Here is an 18,596-nt window from a genome sequence, read left to right as displayed (position 1 = left end):
AACCGCCACGGCACCCGGCGTACGGGGCGGCAAACTGTACCCATGACTGATGCACAGCAGTTTGGTGATGCACTGCGGGACGGCGCGGGACCGCGCAGCGGTGTTCTGGAACGCGTCACCCTGATCATGGACTGCCTCGGCGAGGCCCCCGGCCACCTCGTGCTCGAAGACGTTGCCGCCATCACCGGTCTTGCAAGGTCGACAACCTTCCGCATGCTCCGCAAGCTGAGCGATCTGGGCTGGGTCAGCCACGACGCTGAAGGCTATGTGCTCGGACCGCGGTTGGCGTACCGCGGAGTGTTGTCTGATTTTGACGGGCTCCGGGCGGCGGCGTCACCGGTGCTGGCTGAGCTGGCAGCCGCGACTGGCTTCGTTGCGCATCTTGGCATCATGCACCGCGGGTTCGTGGATTACGTGGACAGGACCGGCACGGGCGCTCAATCGAGCGTGCCCACGCGGATTGGAACCAGAATCTTTGCTCCGGAATCAACCTCCGGCATGGCGATCCTCGCCTGGATGGACCCCGAGGAAGTTGACGCCGCCATTGAGCACGCCGGAGTGAACCGCAGGGGCAGCCGCGAGGAACTTCACCGTGAGCTTGCCGCTGTTCGGCGCCGGGGAGGCCTGGCCTACCGGGACGGCAGCCGCCATGCCAGCGGCGTCAGCTCCGTGGGTGCGGCCATCATCGGTCCCGGGGGACCGGTGGGTGCGGTGTCGGTTGCACACCGGGGAGCCATCCCCGAGCAGGTCACCGGTCCGCTGGTGCTGCGCGCGGCCGAGGCCATTGGCGCCGGGCTGGGTAACGGGACGGGTAACGGGACGCGAAGCCTGCCGCGGTGAAACCGGAAAGACAGCCCTGCTACGGTAACCAAACAAGTGCTTGACAAAGGAGTTTGCATGCTCGCCGAGATGGCCTTTTTCTCATTTGTGGAACTCACGGACCCCACAACGCACGGAGCCTACAACCGTTGGCATCAACTCGACCACCGGCCGGAAAACCTCGCCCTTCCGGGCGTGGCCTGGGGGGACCGCTGGGCGCGCACCGGCAAGGAAACGGAGCCTGTCCGAGGAGCGGCCGTGGACGGCACTGACTACGTGGCAATGTACTGGTTCCGGCCGCCCGTGGAGGAGAGCGTCGCGGCATGGGACCGTCTCGGGGAAGCATCATTTCAATGGGGGCGGGGTCCCATCATTCCGGGAGTCCGGCGGCCGCTGCTCGGTTTCTTTCGACCGGTCAAGGGCTACGCAGCGCCGCGCGTGCTGGTCGATCCGGACGTCCTGCCCTACCGTCCGAACCGCGGGCTGCATTTGACCCTGACCCGCTATCCAGAGCCCCACGGCCGGGATGCACACGATGCCTTCGCCTGGGAAGATACCCGCCTGATTCCGGAACTGCTCGGGGTGGACGGGGTGGCCGGGGCCTGGACCTTCTCATTCAGCCATCCCCAGCAGCACGGCACGCTGCCGTTCAAAGGTTCGGTGTCCGGGCCTCCGGGTGGCCTGCGGGTCCGGATGCTCTACTTGGACGAAGATCCGGGTCCAACGGCTGAGGCCGTCACGCAGGCGGAACAGGCCGTCAACGCGGCACCGGAAGCACCGCGAAACACGGGTGAGGTGCTGTTCGCCTCGCCGCTGCAGACCATCATTCCGTGGCAGGACTGGTAGCTCTCCGTCAGCATCGAATCCCGCGGCCCTTGATGCGTCCCGTGACGCGGACGCCGTCGTGGACAAAGCGCTTGCTAGACTCTCGCCATGAGCAGCAACGGAGTGCGTACCGCCCGCCCGACGAGCGCCGGGCAGCTGGCCGCACTGCAGTCCGGAGAACTGCCGCGGCCTGAACGTGTTGCGGACAAAGTGTGGGCCATAGCCGCGCCCATCCCCGAAGGCAGCGTCACTTACACTCTCAGCTATGTCCTGGTCAGCGCTGATTCGGCGTCGTTCTCCATCCTGGACCCGGGCTGGGACTCACCCGTTAACCTTGACGCCCTTCACCGGTCCCTGGGGCTGATCGGACTTACCCTCGAACACCTCTCCACCATCGTCGCCACCCACCACCACCCCGACCACCTCGGTATTGCAGCCACGCTCAAAGCCATGACGGGTGCAAGGGTGGTGCTCTCCCGAGAAGAGCGGGCTGTCCTGACGCACCAGCTCAGCCCTGAGTTGCGGAGCCCGGCGTCGTACACCCCGGTCCTGGAGGCATGGGGAGTACCCGTTGCACGCCGCGCCGAGCTACTCGCGGCCTTTGCACGGCCGCCGGTATTCTCCGACATTGAGCCGGATCTGATGCTGGACAACGGCGACGTGCTGGATCTGGGCGGCCACACCTTAACGGCCGTCGCGACGCCGGGTCATACGGGAGGGCATCTCTGTTTCGCCGACGATGAGCGCGGACTGCTCTACAGCGGTGACCACGTACTGCCCCAGATCCACTCCGGGTTCGGTCTTGGCTCCCTGCCGGCAGACAAGCCGCTGCCTGATTACCTGGCGTCGCTGCAGTCCCTGCAGCGGTTCGGCGGATACGAGGTGCTGCCGGGACACGAGTTCCGCTTCCGCGGACTTGACGCGCGGGCCGCTGACATTTGCTCGCACCACCTGCGGCGTACGCAGCGCATTGCCGATCTGCTGCCCGAACTGGGGGATGCGCCAGTGTGGGACTACGCGCGGCGGACCCACGGACCGGGCTGGTCCCGTCTGTCCGGATTCTTCCTGCACGCAGCGCTGCGCCAGACCGAAATGCACCTGGACCTGGCCCGGAGCGGGCCTGCGGTGCTCGGCGCACTCACGGAGGCGGCTTCAGCCGGTCGGGCCGACTAGGCACTCCCGCAGAATGTCCGGCAGCCGGATAGGCCGCTGATCGGGGGAGACGGTCACGAGCCAGTTCGACGCGGTGGCCACCAGGGCGTTGTCGGCGCGGCGCCACATCTCAAAGTCGAACCGTACGGAGGACGTACCGATTTCGCCCACCCTGAGTTCGATGGTGATTTCCTCAAAGAGTTTGGCCGGCAACAGGTAGTCACAGTGGGTTGCCCTGGATACGGTCCACCAGCCGAACCGGTCCAAGAGCGTGTCCTGCCGCAGGCCGTTCAGGAACAGATATTCCGTCTGCAGGGCCTCCATGCGGGGAAACCACGTCGCGTAATACAGGATTCCCGCCGGATCGGTATCCGCATAGCTCAGTCGCTGCGTGTGCTCGTGCAGCACCGGGCGCCGCTCCCTGTGCACCTGTTCCGTCCGGTTCTCCGCCATCAGCTCCCCGTCATCCTCTGAATCCCGCTCCGGCCGTCCCGGCGTCCGATTCCGGGCTATGCTGGCAACACTACACAAGCAAGTGCTTGTTTTCTATTGCCACTGCAGGGGAGCAGCCATGACAGCACCTGATTTCGGATTCCGCCGGGGCGACGCCATCCTTATCACCGGCGCCGGGAGCGGCATCGGCCGTGCCACCGCGGTGCGGGCCTCGGAGCTGGGGCTGCGGGTGAGCGCCTGGGACCTGAATGCCGACGGCTTATCAGAGACTGCCGCGGCTATCCGCGCCTGCGGCGGGGAAGTGCACACGGTGGTCGGAGACGTCTCTTCCGAGGACGTTGTGCTGGAAGGGCTTGCAGCGGCGCGCAGCACGCTGGGCGGGCTGCGCTACCTTCACAATAATGCGGGTCCGTCATCCGGAGCTCCGCTGGCCTTCGACGACGCATTGAACATCAGCGTCGGCAGTGTTCGCCGGCTCACCGAGGCCTGGGCCGCCGGCGGACTCCCTGACGGTGCGGCGATGGTGGTCACCACCTCCGTCGCCGGCAACCTGGTGGGCACCGAGGTTGACTGGTACTCAGCGGCCAAGGCCGCACTGATGGGTTACGTGCGCCACACGGCGGCCCACCGCGCCGGTGAGTTCCGCTCCAACGGCGTCGCACCCGGCATGACGGACACCCCCAGGCTGCAGGGATTTGCTGACAGCGAGCGCGGGAAGGCTGTCCTCAGCCGCATTCCGCTGGCCCGGATGGCCAGTCCGGACGATATTGCCTATGCAGTGCTCTTCATCCTGTCGCCGCTGGGCTCCTACATCAACGGCGTGTTCCTGCCGGTCGACGGCGGGTGGACGATTACGCAGTAGGCGGCCCGGCAGGCGGCGGCCCGGGGGCCAGACGGACCGGGCCGCACCCCCTTCAGTTTTCGCTGAACACAAACCCGGGGTACCCGTTGCCGGCCACTTCGTCGAGACGGGCGGTGTAGGTGTGGAAGCCGCCGAGGTAGGGCATGAAAGTGCGCGGCTTTCCGGGGATGTTCGCCCCGGCGTACCATGACGGCGCGTCGTCAAACAGCGTCTTCCCGGCAACCTCGCCCAGATGCGACGTCCACGCGGCGGCCGCGTCGCTGCGCGCTTCGACCGACGAGTACCCGTGCTCGGCCGCGTGCAGGATGAGCCGGAGTGCATAGGATCCCTGCTGCTCGGAACCGAGCGCCATGTTGGAGAGCACGCTGGGGCTGCCCGGTCCGTTCAATGTGAGCAGGTTCGGAAAGCCGGGAACTCCGATACCCAGATAGGTCTGTGCACCGTCCTTCCAGGCGTCGCGTACGGTGCGTCCGTGCCGGCCAATGATGTCGATGGCGGTCAGTGCGCCGGTGAGCGCATCGAAACCCGTCGCGTAGACAATCGCATCCAACGCGTGGAACCCGGACTCCGTCTGAACGCCCCCGGGCGTGATGGCGGTGATCGGGTCCCGGCGCAGATTCACCAGGTGTACATTCGGCCGGGTATAGGTCTCGAAGTACCCGGAATCCGTGCAAATGCGCTTTGTGCCGATGGGATGGTCCGTCGGCGTGAGGTCTCGGGCCAGATCCTCATCCCGCACGATGCTCCGGAGCCGGCGTTCAAAGTAGACGCGCGCCGCATCATTGATTTCCGTGTCGATTGTCTGGCGTTCAAAGGCCTTGCCGTAGAGCACGCCGCCGCGCGTCCAACTCTCGGCCAGGACCTGCTCACGTTCCTCCGGGGCCAGATTCTCGTAGGGAACCGAATAGGATCCCCAGGGGCTCCCCGCCGCACTGTTCCAGGACTCCTTCCGGCGGCGGGGGTACTCCTCGAGTACCTGCTGCCATTCCTCGTCTGCGAGGGGACGGTTGTAGGCGGGAACACTGTAATTGGCGCTGCGCTGGAACACGGTCAGCTCCGCGGCCTGATCGGCAATCAGGGGGATCGACTGCACGCCGGAGGAGCCGGTTCCCACGACGCCGACACGAAGGCCGGTGAAGTCCACGCCTTCGGCCGGCCAGTTCGCTGTCAGGTACACGGCGCCGGCGAAGGAATCACGGCCGGGAAGATCCGGAAGGTTCGGCTGGGACAAACTCCCGGTCGCCATGACCAGCCACCGGGCCGTGACGGTGTCACCGGCACTGGTGGAGATGTGCCACACCTGGGCGTCCTCGTCCCAGCGTGCGCCGGCAACCTTGGTGTCGAAGCGGTAGCCCCGGCGCACATCAAACCTGTCGGCAACGTGGCTGAGGTAGCGCAGGATCTCGGGCTGCGTGGCGTAACGCTCGCTCCAGCGCCACTGCTGCTGCAGGTCCTCGTCAAAGGAGTAGGAGTAGTCGATGCTTTCCACGTCGCAGCGTGCCCCGGGATAGCGGTTCCAGTACCAGGTTCCGCCGACGTCACTGCCGGCCTCGATGCCAAGTACGTTCAGCCCGGCCCGCCGGGCATGAATGGTTGTGTACAGGCCGGCAAAACCTGCGCCCACGACGACGACGTCGCAGCAGGCGGTGTTGTTGCTGCTCATGGGGTGTGCTCCTTGGTGACGGTGTTTTGGCCGGCGAACAGCCTGGTGAAATCGGCCCACAGGATGGAGCGGGCGGATGCCCCCGGTCCATAGCCGGGCATGGTGAGGAACCCGTGGAACTGGTCCGGGTAGTGGCGGTGCAACGCAGTGTTCCCCGCCCCGCGCAGCAGTGCAGCATAGTCGCGTCCCTCGTCGCCAAGGGGGTCGAGCCCGGCGGTGACGGTGATCGACGGCGGCAGGGATGAGAGGTCTTCAGCCGTTTGCGGCATGAACCGCCAATCCGGAGCGGCCTCCGCGGCGGGTCCGCCAAGGTAGGTCTCCCAGTAGAAGCGCAGGGCACGGGCGGTGACGAAGTAACCCTCTGCCCTCAGCCGGTGACTTTCGGATTGCATGCGCGGATCGAGCATGGGATAGATCAGCACCTGACCGGCAACCAGGTCCGACCCGCGGTCCCGCAGGGTTAGGGCAGCTGCGGCAGCCAGATTGGCTCCCGCACTGTCCCCGGCCAGAACCAGGCCCCGGGCCGCTTTCCCGCTGTCAGCCAGCCAGTGCGCGACCGCGACGACATCTGCCACCGGGGCCGGCGCCAAATGCTCGGGCGCCAGGCGGTACTCAACGGAGACAACGGATGAACCCGTCCCCGCCGCCCACAGCCGGCAGAAACGATCGTGCCCGGCTATCGATCCGTGCAGGAATCCGCCCCCGTGGGCGTAAACCGTGGCCGGGGCGGACGGAGACGCTGCGTGGGGGCGGTAAATCCGCACGGGAATGCCGCCGTGCTCCGACGGAACAAGTGCATCCTCCGCTGCCGCAACATCATCGAGGTTCTGTGCGGGAGGGATCCGCGCATCGACAGCCGCGCGGGCTGCCAGTGGGTCCATGCCGGCAATATCGGGAAAGGAAGCATTCAGAGCTGCCAGCATGGTTTGTGTCTCGTCCATTGATCTCCTTTGATCCGGGGGACAGTAATAAGGAGACTATGACTAATAGTCATAGTACGATTTGAAATATGACACAGGACCAGCAGGGGGTCAAGAGCAATGAAGACTGAACCCGAATCCGACGCCCAGGCGCCGGCCGAACTTCCCGCCACCAGCCGGGCAGTGCTGGGCATCCTCTCCTTCGGCGAGGAGCTCTCCGGCTACGACGTCAAGCGGTGGGCTGAACAGAGCCTGGCGTTTTATTACTGGGCGCCGTCCCAGAGCCAGATTTATTCCGAACTCAGGCGGTTGGAGGATCAGGGTCTGGTTGAATCCAGGGTCGAGCAGACCCATGCGGCAAAAAGCCGGCGGCTCTATTCGATTACCGGTGTGGGCCGCCGCCGCATGAGGGAATGGATTGACGGGCAGGCGCCGGACCCCGTTGTGCTCAAGCAGTCCATGGTGCTCCGGCTCTGGGCCGGACACAACGGTGAAGCCGAACGGCTCGCCGAGCAGTGGGCCGACTATGCCGACCAGTCCCGGGATACTGCCGCACGCGCCGCAGCACATGCCCTTTCGGCAGAGAAAGTGCCGGCCTGGCGCTTTCCTGCACTTGCACTGGAGTGGGCGGAAAAGTACTACCGCGATGAAGCTGCCCGGGCGGAATGGGTACTCGAACGCCTGGCTGAACTGGAGGCGGCGGAACGGGACGGCGGAGGCGCAGCGGCCGAGCGCTGACGGGCGGGGGAGCGCGGTGCCTGCTCCCGGAGTCAGCGGCGCTAGACGCCGTACCCGCCGTCGACGTCGAGCTTCTGCCCCGAGATGAACCCGGCGCGGTCCGACGCCAGGAAAACGACCGCTTCTGCAACGTCTCCGGCGCTGCCGAAGCGGCGAAGCGGAATATTTGCCGTGGCTGCGGCAAGCGCCCGCTCGTCGAGATCTCCGGATTCCATGAGCCGCGCCGACATTCCCTCGGTCAGCATTCCCGGGCCGACGCAGTTGACCCGGATACCAAACCTGCCCTCCTCGGCCGCCAGTGCCATGGCCAAGGCCTCAACTCCACCCTTGGGCGCCGCAGAGAGACCGTCCCTGACCGGATAACGCCGGGTGGCGGCGGTGGTGACAACGACAACGGAGCCGGCAGAGGCACGCAGTGCCGGCAGCGCGCCCGACACCACGGTGAAGAAGCCAACGAGGTCAGCCTCCACCTGGGATGCGAACTCCGCAGGTGAGACCCGGGAAAGATGAACCATGGGTACATGCGGTCCTGCAGCATGCACGAGCGTGTGGATTGCACCGTGCCTGGCCAGGAGCTGCGTGAACAGCGCATCGACGGCGGCGGTGTCGGTCACGTCAAGGTGGTGGGCCGAGGCCCCCGAACCCAGCTCTGCAAGCAGGTCATCGGGCCGATTGCTTCGGTAGGTCAGGGCCACTGCGCTTCCCCCGGCAGCCAGCCTGCGGACAATGGCTGCACCGATGCCGCCGGAACCGCCCACCACCAGGGCAACACCGGGCTTCGTGCTGAATTCCGGGGATGCGGGGATTCTATCCTCAGAGGGTGCCTTCGTTTCCATAATTCCTTCTCAGTGAGTCCAGCGAAGGCGGGATGCCTTTCGTCCGTGCTACTTCACCTGCCCCGCAAGCTCCCCGCCGTCGGCGATAAACTCCGCGCCCGTCGAGTAAGCGGCCTCATTGCTGGCAAGGTAGAGGACAAGGTTGGCGATTTCTTCCGGCTGACCCTGGCGCTTCATGGCTACATGGGTTTGGGGCAGGTCTGCGGCTGCAGTCATGTCTGTTTCGACGACACCGGGGTGCACGGAGTTAACTCTGATCCCGAATTGGGCAAGCTCAAGGGCGGCCGCCTTAGTGAGGCCCCGTACCCCATATTTCGAAGCAACATAGCCTGAAATCCCCGGGTACGCAACAAATGCAGCAGTCGAAGCGATGTTAATGATGGACGGTCCTAAGCTTGATTTTTTCAACTCCTCAACGGCCGAAGAGATGCCGAGGAAGGTGCCCGTAAGATTGACGGCGATGATCGAATTCCAGTCATCCAGTCGGTATTGACCCAGTAGACCCTTATTGCTGATTCCCGCATTGTTGACCAGCACATCAAGATGACCAAATTCGGAAACAGCGGTTGAAACAGCGTTTTCCCAAGCCGCCTCGTTCGTGACATCAAGCCGGACAAATCGGGCAGATTTACCAAGTTCCTTGGCGAGGTTTTCTCCATCACCCTCGCGGACATCTCCTATAACCACCGAGGCTCCCTCTGCAATTAACCGGGTGGCGATTGCCGCGCCGAGCCCGCGAGCACCTCCAGTGACGATAGCGACCTTGCCCTCAACCCTGCTCATCTGGATCCTCCTGTTGAAATTGGTATGGCGAAACGGGAATCTTCACGCGATCTGACCTAGGTGACACAAAGTAATCCGAAACCTGCTACCGAGCAAGCAGTTGCTAGATTCAGGGGGTGCCTGTATGGTCCGTGACACCCGGACGCTCCGCGGATTGCACTGACAAACTCACAACGTGGGCGCAACCATATTGAAGATGCTCCTCGAGGAGAGGCACCATGAACACTCGTATAGCCCATACCCGTCGAGGTCTCGTTTTGGCGGCCACGGTAGCCACAGCGTCGTTTTTATTCACTGGCTGCGCAGGTGCGGATGCGACTGCTGACGACGACGCTCCCTACCGAATTCTGGTTCTAGGGGCAGTGAACGCCGAGGGGGCATTGGGAATAAATGCGTCAACATCCGTACTCTCGGCAGAGGCTGGTGTGGAGGTCGCAAATGCAAATGGTGGGATTCTGGGGCGCAACATCGAGCTCGAAGTGGCAGACGACCAGGGTGACCCGACGGTAGCGGTGACACTGATACGAGAGGCCATAAATTCAGACACCCCGCCAGACGCCATACTCAACTCCGGCCCATCGCAGATCGCCGAGGCGACACTACCAATAATCTCCCAAGCGGGAATTCTGTCGTTCAATATTGGACCGACCAAGACTTCGGCTGATCCAAGTACGTTTCCGTTGAACTTTGATATTGCAACCGGCCCTGGAGACCATGTTGTCGGTTTCGTTGACTACTTCGAGGAAGAGGGGTATGGGTCTGTTGGCATCCTTCACGGCAGCAGTTCTTACGGTGAAACATTTGGAGATTTGGCCGAAGCGGGTCTCAATAGCGCCGGAATAAACGTTCTCGGCAATGAAGAGTACGACGTGGCCTCACTCGACATGACACCGCAGCTCGAAGCCCTCCGATCAAAAAATCCTGATGTCATTGCACTCGATGCTTACGGCGCCCCACTCGGATATATCCTTCAGGGAATGGAAAAATTGGACTGGGATATACCTATTGTCGGTAATATCTCGGTCGCGTCTACCTCAATCGTCACCAGTACGCCACCTTCGGGTGTATTGGGCACCGAGCAGGTCGACAACCTGTCTATGCAAATCCTGCAGAGCGCCGTCTATAGCCCTGACACCGAGCCGGTCACGCGTGCGGTGGAAGCGATGCTTGGGATAGGTCCAATTAAGGCGTCGCTGACGCTCGCCTACAACTATGACGCCGTCCTGCTCATCCAAGCTGCTGCAGAGTCGGTTGGAGATGCGGATGACCCGGCGGCCATTGCCGCCGCGCTGGTCAATCCGGAGGTGACCGACGGCGCAGCCACTGCGGTTCTCGAGAATTACGTGTTCTCGGAAGAAAAGCACTCGCCGACCATTGTTGGGACAGATTTCCGGTTCATTCCACCGGCCGCCATGGTGGATGGCCAGTTTCGCGTTGAAAAGTAACGTTGATCAATTCATCGTCTAGCGACCACGGACCCTAACAAGCGCTTGTCTAGCGGAGTCTTTCTGTGTAGCATCCTAAACCTAGCAGTCGCTTGGTTTTTCTTATCTCCTCGATCCGGTGGATGCCGGAGATTCTCTGTAACTCCGGGCCGTGTTTTGTCTTCAAGGAAGAAGTTCAATGAATGTTTTGCCGTTCCGCGGCCGCCGCGGACTAATGGTTGCCGCAGCAGCAACAACAACCGCGCTGATCCTCTCGGGCTGCGGCAGCGAGGCCGGAGCTGGAGAGGCAGGGGACGAACCGTTCCGCATCCTCGTCCTGGGCGCGCTGAGCGCCGAGGGTGCGCTCGGCATCAACGCCTCAACCTCGGTCCTTGCCGCTCAGGCCGGAGCTCAGGTGGCAAACGAAGACGGCGGTATTCTTGGCCGCGACATCGAAGTCGAGGTTGCCGATGACCAGGGCGACCCTACGGCTGCCGTGACGCTGGTCCGCGAAGCCATAAACTCCGACACGCCTCCTGACGCCATCCTGAATTCCGGGCCGTCGCAGGTGGCGGATGCCACGCTGCCCATCATCAACCAGGCGGGCATCCTTTCCTTCAACATTGGACCTACCGAAACTTCGCTGGATCCCTCGGTCTTTCCACTGAACTTTGACATCTCTGCCGGTCCCAGCCATCACGTGGCCGGCCAGGCGAACCACTTCGAAGAGATGGGGTACACGTCGGTCGGCGTTCTGCACGGGAGCAGCTCCTACGGCGAGTCATACGGCAACCTGGCCGACGAGGGGTTTGCAGACGGGGGTATGAAGGTCGTCGGAAATGAAGAATACGACGTCGCCTCGCTCGACATGACGCCGCAGCTCGAGGCGCTCCGGGCAAAGAACCCGGACGTACTGGCCTTGGATGCATACGGAGCCCCGCTGGGGTACATACTGCAGGGTCTTGAAAAGCTGGGCTGGGATGTACCGGTCGTGGGCAATGTTTCAGTTGCCGCTACCGGACTGGTCAACACTCCGCCTCCGTCGGGGGTGTTGGGAACGGAGCAAGTGGAAAACCTCGTGATGGAGGTCTACCGAAGCACGGTTTACAACCCCGAAGCGGAAGTAACCAACCGTGCGGTGGAAGCGATGCTCTCCATTGACCCCATCAAGGCCACCCTGATCCTTGCCTACAACTACGACGCCGTGATGCTGCTCAAGGCGGCTGCCGAGTCGGTCGGAAGCACGGATGACCCCGAAGCACTTGCCGCTGCCTTGGAGGACCCGGAGGTCACCAAAACAGCAGAGACGGCCATCCTGAACGAATACGTCTTCAGCGCGGATGAGCATTCACCGGCCATTGCCGGCGACGAGTTCCAGTTCATTCCGCCGTCGGCTGTCAAGGACGGACAGTTCCACGTCGCGAAGTAGGCACCGCAGTGGAAATCGGGCGAGCACCAAGGGGCAACCATGAGCAGTGCGGAGCACTTATACAACGGCAAAACCGCAGTCATCACGGGCGGCGGATCCGGTTTGGGCGACGGCCTGGTCCGGCACGCCGCCGCCCTGGGCATGAACGTCGTCGTTGCCGATATCAACGAGTCTGCTGCCACGAAGGTCGCTGATGACATAGTTCGGGCCGGCGGAAACGCTGTTGCGCTTGCGGTCGATGTCCGTGATCCGGAGCAGGTCGACAGCCTGGCGGAGGCGTCCTACAGGATCTTCAAGCGTGTGGACCTTTTGGTCAACAATGCGGGCATCGAGCAGTTCGGATACCTCTGGGACACCCCCGTCGCGAACTGGCGCAGGATCCTGGACATCAACGTCAGCGGAGTTTTTCACGGAGTGCGGTCCTTTGTGCCGAGGATGATCTCGGCGGGCGGCAGGAGTTCCGTGTGGAACACGGCGTCAGTCGGAGCGGTCACGGGCATCAGCCGCCAGGGACCATACCTGGCGACCAAACACGCGGTCCTGGGCCTCACTGAAGCACTGAAGCTGGATATGGACCATGCCGGCCATGACATCAGTGTTGCCGCCGTGCTTCCCGCTGCCGTCTCCTCCCGCATCTTCTCGGATGCGGGGACAGTTCTCGAGGGTGACCTGGAAGCAGCAGAGGGTGCCCGCAGGGACATGATGACCCTGCTTCCCACAGCCATGGATCCGCTGGATGCCGCGCGGGCCATCTTCGACCAGGCGGCGGCCGGAGAGTTCTACCTGCTTTCCCAGCCCGGATACGTCGCCGCCATCATGGCGGACCGGGGTTTGCAACTAACCCGGCGTTCCGCCCCGCAGGAGCCCCGGCGGCACAGTTTCGCAGCGCGGGACCACTAGGTTCCGATTGACTCCCCACCCACCTGCACGGCCCCTGCGGTGCCGTCCGGCCCGTCTGCGGCCGCACAGCCCGGCAGCGGGATCCGGCATCACAATTCACAGAGGAATCAACGTGTTCGCAGAGGAAGAAACATGAGTCCGCACATCCAGTCCGCTGAGGCAGCGTTTGGGTTCAGCAGCGCCGGCTGCACCGGGCTGAGGGGAGAACTCCGATGACCGTCATACTTGGCGGCCTTGCGCTCGGCGCCGTCTACGCGCTGGTTGCGATCGGCTACAACATCATTTTCATCTCGTCCAAGACCTTCAACTTCGCCCAGGCCCAGCTCATGATGTTCGGCGCGTTTATCGTCTACACCGGAGTATCAGTCTTCGGACTGAATCCGGTCATCGCTGCAGTGCTGGCCATGATCATCGTCGCGGGCATCGCCTACCTCGAGTTTGTCCTCGCAATCCGTCCGGTAAAGGACCAGCACAACGTTCTGGTCACCACGCTGGGGGCCGCAGTGCTCTTGGACGGCTCGGCCCAGCTTCTCTGGGGCGGCGAGCCGCTTAAGGTTCCCTTCTTCGCCGGCGATTCAGCCATCGACATCTTCGGCGGCCGGGTCTATCCGGTGGAGATAGCCCTCGTTCTCGTGGTCGCCGTGCTCGTCATCGGATTCGCCGTCTACGGCCGGGTCACACTGACCGGGCTCGCCCTGCGCGGCATGTCGGAGGACAGCGAAGCTGCCCAGCTCCGCGGGGTCAACGTGCGCAACCTTGCGCTGATGACCTTCATTTTTGCCGGTGCCCTCGCCGGCCTGCTCGGAGTTATCGTCGGACCCAAAACCTTTGCCGTGGCTACTCTGGGCACCGCCCTGGCACTGAAGGGCTTTGTGGTCCTCGCGATCGGCGGGTTCGGCTCGATGCCCGGTGCTGCCGTCGGCGGTGTCATCGTTGGGCTGACCGAAGCGCTGGCCGCGCGTTATCTGGGAGGCGAGTTTGCCGTCCTGGCAGTCTTCATCCTGCTGATCGTCATCCTGCTCCTGCGTCCTTCAGGACTATTCGTTCGCACCAAAGAGAGGACGGTCTAGCCATGGCATTATGGGTTCGACTTCGTGCACTGCCGGCCTGGGTGTTTCCGCTGCTGATCGGAATCATCATTGTCCTTCTTCCCATGCTGGGAATTCCCTATTCCACGCAGCGGCAGGTGCAGCTCACACTGATCCTCGCCCTCGTCGTGAGCGGCCTCAACCTGAGCCTTGGCTACGCCGGCGAGCTCGCCCTCGGCCAGCCTGCGGTATATGCCGCCGGTGCCTACACCGCAGGCCTGATGTCAAAGGCAGGACACACCGAGATTCTGGTCCAGCTGGCCGCGGGTGCGCTGGCCGCCCTGGTGGTCGGATTGATCACCGGAGTACCGGGCCTCAGGTTGGGTGGATGGTCCCTCGCCATGACCTCCTTCTTCCTCGTGCTGCTGCTTCCGGACGTACTGGCGATCTTCAAGGAGGTAACCGGCGGCCGCAACGGGCTCAGCGGTATCACGCCGCCCACCCTGTTTGGCCAGCGCATCACCGACGACATGCTGTTCATGGTGGTGGCGCTCGTCGTCGTCGTCTGGTTTGTGATTGTCCGCAACATCATCGTGTCCCGGCACGGTGTGGCATTCCGTGTCCTGAAACGCAGTCCGGTGCTGGCCTCGTCACTGGGCATCTCGGTGTTCCGGATGAAGCTCACGGCCTATGCGCTGGGTGCTGTTCCCGCCGGCTTGGCCGGCGTGCTGTTCGCCAACGTCGACCTGTACGTGTCACCGGAGGCCTTTGCCTTCGGATTTGCCACCACGGTGCTGGCGGCTTCCATTCTGGGCGGCTCGGCCAGCATCTACGGAGCCCTGGTGGGTGCGGCAATCCTTCAGTTCGCAACCAACAGCTCCCGCGAGTTCCAGGAATACTCCCTGCTCTTCACCGGGATCTTCCTGATTGTGGGCGGCGTGTTCCTGACCGGCGGCATCGCCGGCCTGCTGCGGACGGCGGTGAGTCGGCTCGATGCACGGGCCCGGCAGGCAGGACCGGTGCCTGCCGCACCGGATTCGCCCGCAGATACCGCCCTCACCGGTTTTGCCGGCAAGCGGCTGGTCATCGACAACGTCTCGAAGGCCTTCGGCGGGAACAAAGCGCTCAAGGGCGTATCGCTGACTGCCGAGCCGGGCCGGGTGACTGCCCTCATCGGCCCCAACGGATCAGGCAAGACAACCCTGTTGAACATGGTCTGCGGATTTTATCGGACGGACACCGGGACGATCTCCATTGACGACCGCCGGCTGGATTCCACGGGGCCCGACGCCGTGGCGCGGGCCGGCGTGGCCCGCACCTTCCAGACCCCCAACATTCCCGAGGGAATCACCGTTCTTGAGGCCGTCGTTTCAGGGCGTTACATGTCCAACCGGGCATCGATCCCCGCGGCGGTCCTCCAGCTGCCCGGCTTCCGCCGCATCCGGCGGGAAGACCGAAGCGAGGCCGACCGCGTCCTGGGGTTGGTGGGCCTCACTAAGTACCGCGACGTCGAAGCCGTGTCGCTGCCCCTGGGCATGCGCCGGATGCTCGAAGTTGCCCGGTGCCTGATCTCCCGCCCGGGAGTGCTTCTCCTGGACGAAGTAGCCTCCGGCCTGGACGAACACGAGGTGGAGATGCTCTCGGAGGTGGTCCGCAAGGTGACAGCAGCCGGCGGCACCGTGGTCTTGGTGGAGCACAACTTCCAACTCGTGCTCTCCCTTGCCGACACCATCGTGGCGCTGGCCCACGGCGAGGTCATGGCCACCGGAACACCGGCCGAGATCGAATCAAATCCGCGTGTGCTCAACGAGTACCTCGGCATCGAAGCAGATGAGGAAGCGATGATGGAACCGGAAGGTCAGCGATGAATGCGACAACGCAGGCTCCACTGCTCAAGGTCGAACGAATGGTCACCGGATACGGGGATCTGCGGGTGGTCCGGGACGTGTCTTTCGAAGTGCGGGCCGGACGGCTGACGGTCCTGCTGGGCCGTAACGGTGCCGGCAAGACAACGACCCTCCGCGCTGTGTCAGGGCTGAACAAACTTGCAGGCGGCAGCATCACGTTTGACGGTGAGCCGATCGACAAGCGCTCAGTGGCGGATCGCGTGCGAATGGGAATGTCCTACGTGCAGGAGGGCAAACGCGTCCTCCACGCCCAAACCATCGAGGAGAATCTGCTGCTGGGCGGGCGCATTCGAAAAGTGCGGCGTGCCGTGCTGCACGAGGAGATCGAGCGCATCTACGCGCTGTTTCCGATCCTCAAGGAGAAGCGCTCCCTGCCGGCCGGCAGCATGTCCGGCGGCCAGCAGCAAATGCTGGCGATTGGGTCCGCACTGATGGCCAAGCCGCGGCTGCTGCTCCTGGACGAGCCCTCCGGCGGGCTCGCTCCGGTTGTCGTGAAGGAAGTAATGCAGCGGGTCGCCGAGCTGAAGGAGACCGGGATCGGCATAGTGCTGGTGGAACAGGCGGTGGAAGCCTCTGTGGCCATCGCGGATGACGTGGTGGTTGTGGATATGGGCCGCAACGTTCTCGCCGGACCGGCTGCTTCGGTTGATCTTGAGGACCTGAAGCGGGCCTACTTTGGTGCACCTTCGCACCACCCGTGACGACTGGCAGCCAGCACGCAAGACCGCTTAACGACAACCTAGCGTTTGCTTGGTACAGTGTGAACCATTCGCGCCGTCGCGAAGAAAGGGCAGGGAACCGATGTCGATAACTATCGATCTCACAGGCTGGGTTGTACTCGTTACGGGAGGCGCACGCGGTGTGGGTTCCGGCATTGTTGACGCCTTCGTCGACGCCGGCGCCGCCGTCGAAATCTGCGGCCGGACAGAACCCGAACCGCCGTCCGGAACCGCATCGCAGGCGGTGCACTTCAGCGCCGTTGACGTGCGCGATGATGCGCAGGTGCGTGCCTGGGTTGCCGACGTCGTCGAGCGCCGCGGGCGCATTGACGTGGCCGTCAACAATGCCGGCGGCTCGCCCTTCGGCCGTTTCGAGAGCGGTTCAGCCCGCTACCAGCGCGCAATCACCGAGTTGAATTTCCTTTCGGCGGCCCAGCTGGCCAACGCGGTGCACCCGGTCATGATGGCGCAGGAGCAGGGCGGATCGATCATCAACATCACCTCGATCAGCGCCCGCCGCCCCAGCCCCGGCACTGCGGTTTACGGGGCGGCGAAGGCCGCCCTCGAAAGCCTGACCGGCAGCCTGGCTGTCGAGTGGGCGCCGCGGATCCGGGTTAACGCCGTGAGCTGCGGACTGGTGGCGACCGAGGGCGCCGCGGACCACTACGGCGATGCCGACAGCTATGCCCGCGTGGCAGCCACCATTCCGCGCGGACAGCTGGCCCGTCCGGACGAGATTGGTGCCGCCTGCGTCATGCTGGCCTCGCCGCTGGCCAGCCACATCACCGGAGCAGTGCTCGACGTCGACGGCGGCGGCGAATGGCCCGCTTTCCTGGCGCACACCCCGCACGCCGACATTCTCAAACCTCACGAAGTAGAAGGAGCACACTGATGACCGAAGCGGTAATTGTTTCTGCGGTACGTTCACCCATTGGCCGGGCCAACAAGGGCTCCCTGCGCGGGATGCGCGGTGACGACCTCGCCGCCCAGATGGTTCGGGCCGCCCTTGACGCCGTTCCCGGGCTCGATCCGGCCACCATCGATGACCTGATGATGGGCTGCGCCCAGCCGGCGGGGGAGCAGGGCTACAACATAGCCCGCATGGTGGCCATGCAGCTCGGCCTGGATTCCGTTCCGGGCACCACGGTGCACCGCTACTGTTCCTCATCCCTGCAGACCAGCAGGATGGCACTGCATGCGATCAAGGCCGGTGAGGGCGACGTGTTCATTTCAGCCGGCGTGGAGACTGTCTCGCGCTTCGGCTTCGGCAAGTCCGACGGCATGCCGGACACCAAGAACCCCGCGTACTTTGACGGCATGGAGCGCACCAAGGCCATGGCCAAGGACCCCGAAGCCCGCTGGAGTGATCCCCGCGAACGCGGAGAACACCCCGACATCTACATTGCCATGGGCGACACTGCCGAAAACGTGGCCCAGCTGCGCGGCGTCTCCCGCGAAGCGCAGGACGAGTGGGCGGTGCGAAGCCAGAACCTCGCCGAGGCCGCCGCAGCGCGCGGCTTCTGGAAGACCGACATCACCCCGGTTACCCTGTCCGACGGAACCGTAGTCTCCACTGATGACGGTCCGCGCGCCGGCGTCACGCTCGAGAAGCTCTCAACGCTGCAGCCGGTGTTCCGCGAGCACGGCACCGTCACGGCTGCCAACTGCTGCCCGCTGAACGACGGCGCCGCCGCCCTGGTCATCATGAGCGACCGCCGCGCCGCCGAACTGGGACTGACTCCGCTGGCCCGCATCGTTTCGACGGGTGTTGCAGCCATGACGCCGGAGCTGATGGGGCTGGGTCCCGTTGACGCCGTGGGCAGGGCGCTGGCCAATGCCAGAATGTCCATCGGCGACATGGACATCATGGAGCTCAATGAAGCCTTCGCCGCCCAGGTGCTGCCCTCCATCGACGACATCGGCATCGACCCGGACAAGGTGAACGTCAACGGCGGTGCCATCGCGCTGGGCCACCCCTTCGGCATGACCGGGGCGCGCATGACCACGACGGCGATCCACGCACTGCAGGAGCGCGACGAACAGTTCGCCGTCGAAACCATGTGCGTGGCCGGCGGCCAGGGCATGGCCATGATCCTGGAACGGCTGAGCTAGCCACTGCCGGCGCACAAACTCCAGCG

Annotated in this window: 18 protein-coding genes; 13 read left to right on the top strand and 5 right to left on the bottom strand. The window is 64.0% G+C overall.

The annotated features are described in order from the left end of the window. The first annotated feature begins 42 nt into the window (after positions 1–42). The 3 genes from CXR00_RS10075 (at position 43) to CXR00_RS10065 (ending at position 2,817) form a co-directional block, all read left to right on the top strand. A complete protein-coding gene (locus tag CXR00_RS10075) occupies positions 43–840 on the top strand; it encodes an IclR family transcriptional regulator (RefSeq protein WP_104054367.1) in 798 nt (265 codons plus the stop codon). 57 nt (positions 841–897) lie between these two features. Continuing rightward, positions 898–1,665, top strand: coding sequence for a hypothetical protein (locus CXR00_RS10070; RefSeq protein WP_104054366.1), 768 nt, complete (start codon positions 898–900; stop codon positions 1,663–1,665). Between the two features lie 87 nt (positions 1,666–1,752). Beyond that, the gene (locus CXR00_RS10065; RefSeq protein WP_104054365.1) at positions 1,753–2,817 is read left to right on the top strand and encodes an MBL fold metallo-hydrolase; all 1,065 of its coding nucleotides are present in this window, start codon (positions 1,753–1,755) and stop codon (positions 2,815–2,817) included. On the opposite strand, the gene CXR00_RS10060 is transcribed toward CXR00_RS10065, so the two are convergent. Continuing rightward, positions 2,797–3,249, bottom strand: coding sequence for a thioesterase family protein (locus CXR00_RS10060; RefSeq protein WP_104054364.1), 453 nt, complete (start codon positions 3,247–3,249; stop codon positions 2,797–2,799). The two genes, CXR00_RS10065 and CXR00_RS10060, sit on opposite strands and share 21 nt — an antisense overlap. A gap of 118 nt (positions 3,250–3,367) precedes the next feature. Here CXR00_RS10060 and CXR00_RS10055 point away from each other — a divergent pair, with 118 nt between their 5' ends. Beyond that, positions 3,368–4,111, top strand: coding sequence for an SDR family NAD(P)-dependent oxidoreductase (locus CXR00_RS10055; protein ID WP_181032519.1), 744 nt, complete (start codon positions 3,368–3,370; stop codon positions 4,109–4,111). Between the two features lie 52 nt (positions 4,112–4,163). Here CXR00_RS10055 and CXR00_RS10050 read toward each other — a convergent pair whose 3' ends face one another. Both CXR00_RS10050 and CXR00_RS10045 read right to left on the bottom strand, forming a co-directional pair. Next, positions 4,164–5,774 (bottom strand): NAD(P)/FAD-dependent oxidoreductase, encoded by a 1,611-nt coding sequence (locus tag CXR00_RS10050; RefSeq protein ID WP_104054362.1) that lies wholly within the window; start codon positions 5,772–5,774, stop codon positions 4,164–4,166. Then, entirely contained in the window at positions 5,771–6,715 is a 945-nt protein-coding gene (locus CXR00_RS10045; protein ID WP_104054361.1) for an alpha/beta hydrolase, read from the bottom strand. The genes CXR00_RS10050 and CXR00_RS10045 overlap by 4 nt, the downstream gene beginning before the upstream one ends. Before the next feature lie 99 nt (positions 6,716–6,814). Between CXR00_RS10045 and CXR00_RS10040 the strand changes: the two genes are divergently transcribed. Next, a complete protein-coding gene (locus CXR00_RS10040) occupies positions 6,815–7,432 on the top strand; it encodes a PadR family transcriptional regulator (RefSeq protein WP_104054360.1) in 618 nt (205 codons plus the stop codon). A gap of 41 nt (positions 7,433–7,473) precedes the next feature. Here the strand turns inward: CXR00_RS10040 and CXR00_RS10035 are convergent, their stop codons facing one another. Together CXR00_RS10035 and CXR00_RS10030 are read right to left on the bottom strand one after the other, a co-directional pair. Then, on the bottom strand, positions 7,474–8,268 hold the full coding sequence (locus CXR00_RS10035; RefSeq protein ID WP_104054359.1) for an SDR family NAD(P)-dependent oxidoreductase: 795 nt from the start codon (positions 8,266–8,268) through the stop codon (positions 7,474–7,476). Positions 8,269–8,316: 48 nt separating this feature from the next. Then, on the bottom strand, positions 8,317–9,051 hold the full coding sequence (locus CXR00_RS10030; protein WP_104054358.1) for a glucose 1-dehydrogenase: 735 nt from the start codon (positions 9,049–9,051) through the stop codon (positions 8,317–8,319). A 218-nt stretch (positions 9,052–9,269) separates the two neighbouring features. On the opposite strand from CXR00_RS10030, the gene CXR00_RS10025 reads away from it, so the two are divergent. The 8 genes from CXR00_RS10025 to CXR00_RS09990 all read left to right on the top strand — a co-directional run bounded on the left by CXR00_RS10025 (position 9,270) and on the right by CXR00_RS09990 (position 18,570). Next, positions 9,270–10,496, top strand: coding sequence for an ABC transporter substrate-binding protein (locus CXR00_RS10025; protein ID WP_104054357.1), 1,227 nt, complete (start codon positions 9,270–9,272; stop codon positions 10,494–10,496). A 178-nt stretch (positions 10,497–10,674) separates the two neighbouring features. Further along, on the top strand, positions 10,675–11,904 hold the full coding sequence (locus CXR00_RS10020; protein WP_104054356.1) for an ABC transporter substrate-binding protein: 1,230 nt from the start codon (positions 10,675–10,677) through the stop codon (positions 11,902–11,904). Between the two features lie 39 nt (positions 11,905–11,943). Continuing rightward, positions 11,944–12,804 carry an SDR family oxidoreductase gene (locus CXR00_RS10015; RefSeq protein ID WP_104054355.1) on the top strand — a complete coding sequence of 287 codons (861 nt, stop codon included), beginning with the start codon at positions 11,944–11,946 and terminating at the stop codon, positions 12,802–12,804. A gap of 212 nt (positions 12,805–13,016) precedes the next feature. Further along, positions 13,017–13,874: a branched-chain amino acid ABC transporter permease gene (locus CXR00_RS10010; protein WP_104054354.1), complete on the top strand. Its 858-nt coding sequence runs from the start codon at positions 13,017–13,019 to the stop codon at positions 13,872–13,874. Positions 13,875–13,876: 2 nt separating this feature from the next. After that, positions 13,877–15,700: an ATP-binding cassette domain-containing protein gene (locus CXR00_RS10005; protein WP_104054353.1), complete on the top strand. Its 1,824-nt coding sequence runs from the start codon at positions 13,877–13,879 to the stop codon at positions 15,698–15,700. After that, positions 15,697–16,440, top strand: coding sequence for an ABC transporter ATP-binding protein (locus tag CXR00_RS10000; RefSeq protein WP_104054352.1), 744 nt, complete (start codon positions 15,697–15,699; stop codon positions 16,438–16,440). The genes CXR00_RS10005 and CXR00_RS10000 overlap by 4 nt, the downstream gene beginning before the upstream one ends. Before the next feature lie 100 nt (positions 16,441–16,540). Beyond that, positions 16,541–17,350, top strand: a complete 810-nt coding sequence (locus CXR00_RS09995; RefSeq protein ID WP_104054351.1) for an SDR family oxidoreductase — start codon at positions 16,541–16,543, stop codon at positions 17,348–17,350. Next, complete coding sequence (locus tag CXR00_RS09990) at positions 17,350–18,570, top strand: acetyl-CoA C-acetyltransferase (RefSeq protein ID WP_104054350.1); 1,221 nt, start codon at positions 17,350–17,352, stop codon at positions 18,568–18,570. Before CXR00_RS09995 ends, CXR00_RS09990 begins: the two co-directional genes overlap by 1 nt. Positions 18,571–18,596: the final 26 nt, after the last annotated feature.

It is taken from the genome of Arthrobacter sp. 9E16 (assembly GCF_002929435.1).
Lineage (GTDB): Bacteria > Actinomycetota > Actinomycetes > Actinomycetales > Micrococcaceae > Arthrobacter_B > Arthrobacter_B sunyaminii.
This window is presented reverse-complemented; position numbering and strand designations above follow the sequence as displayed.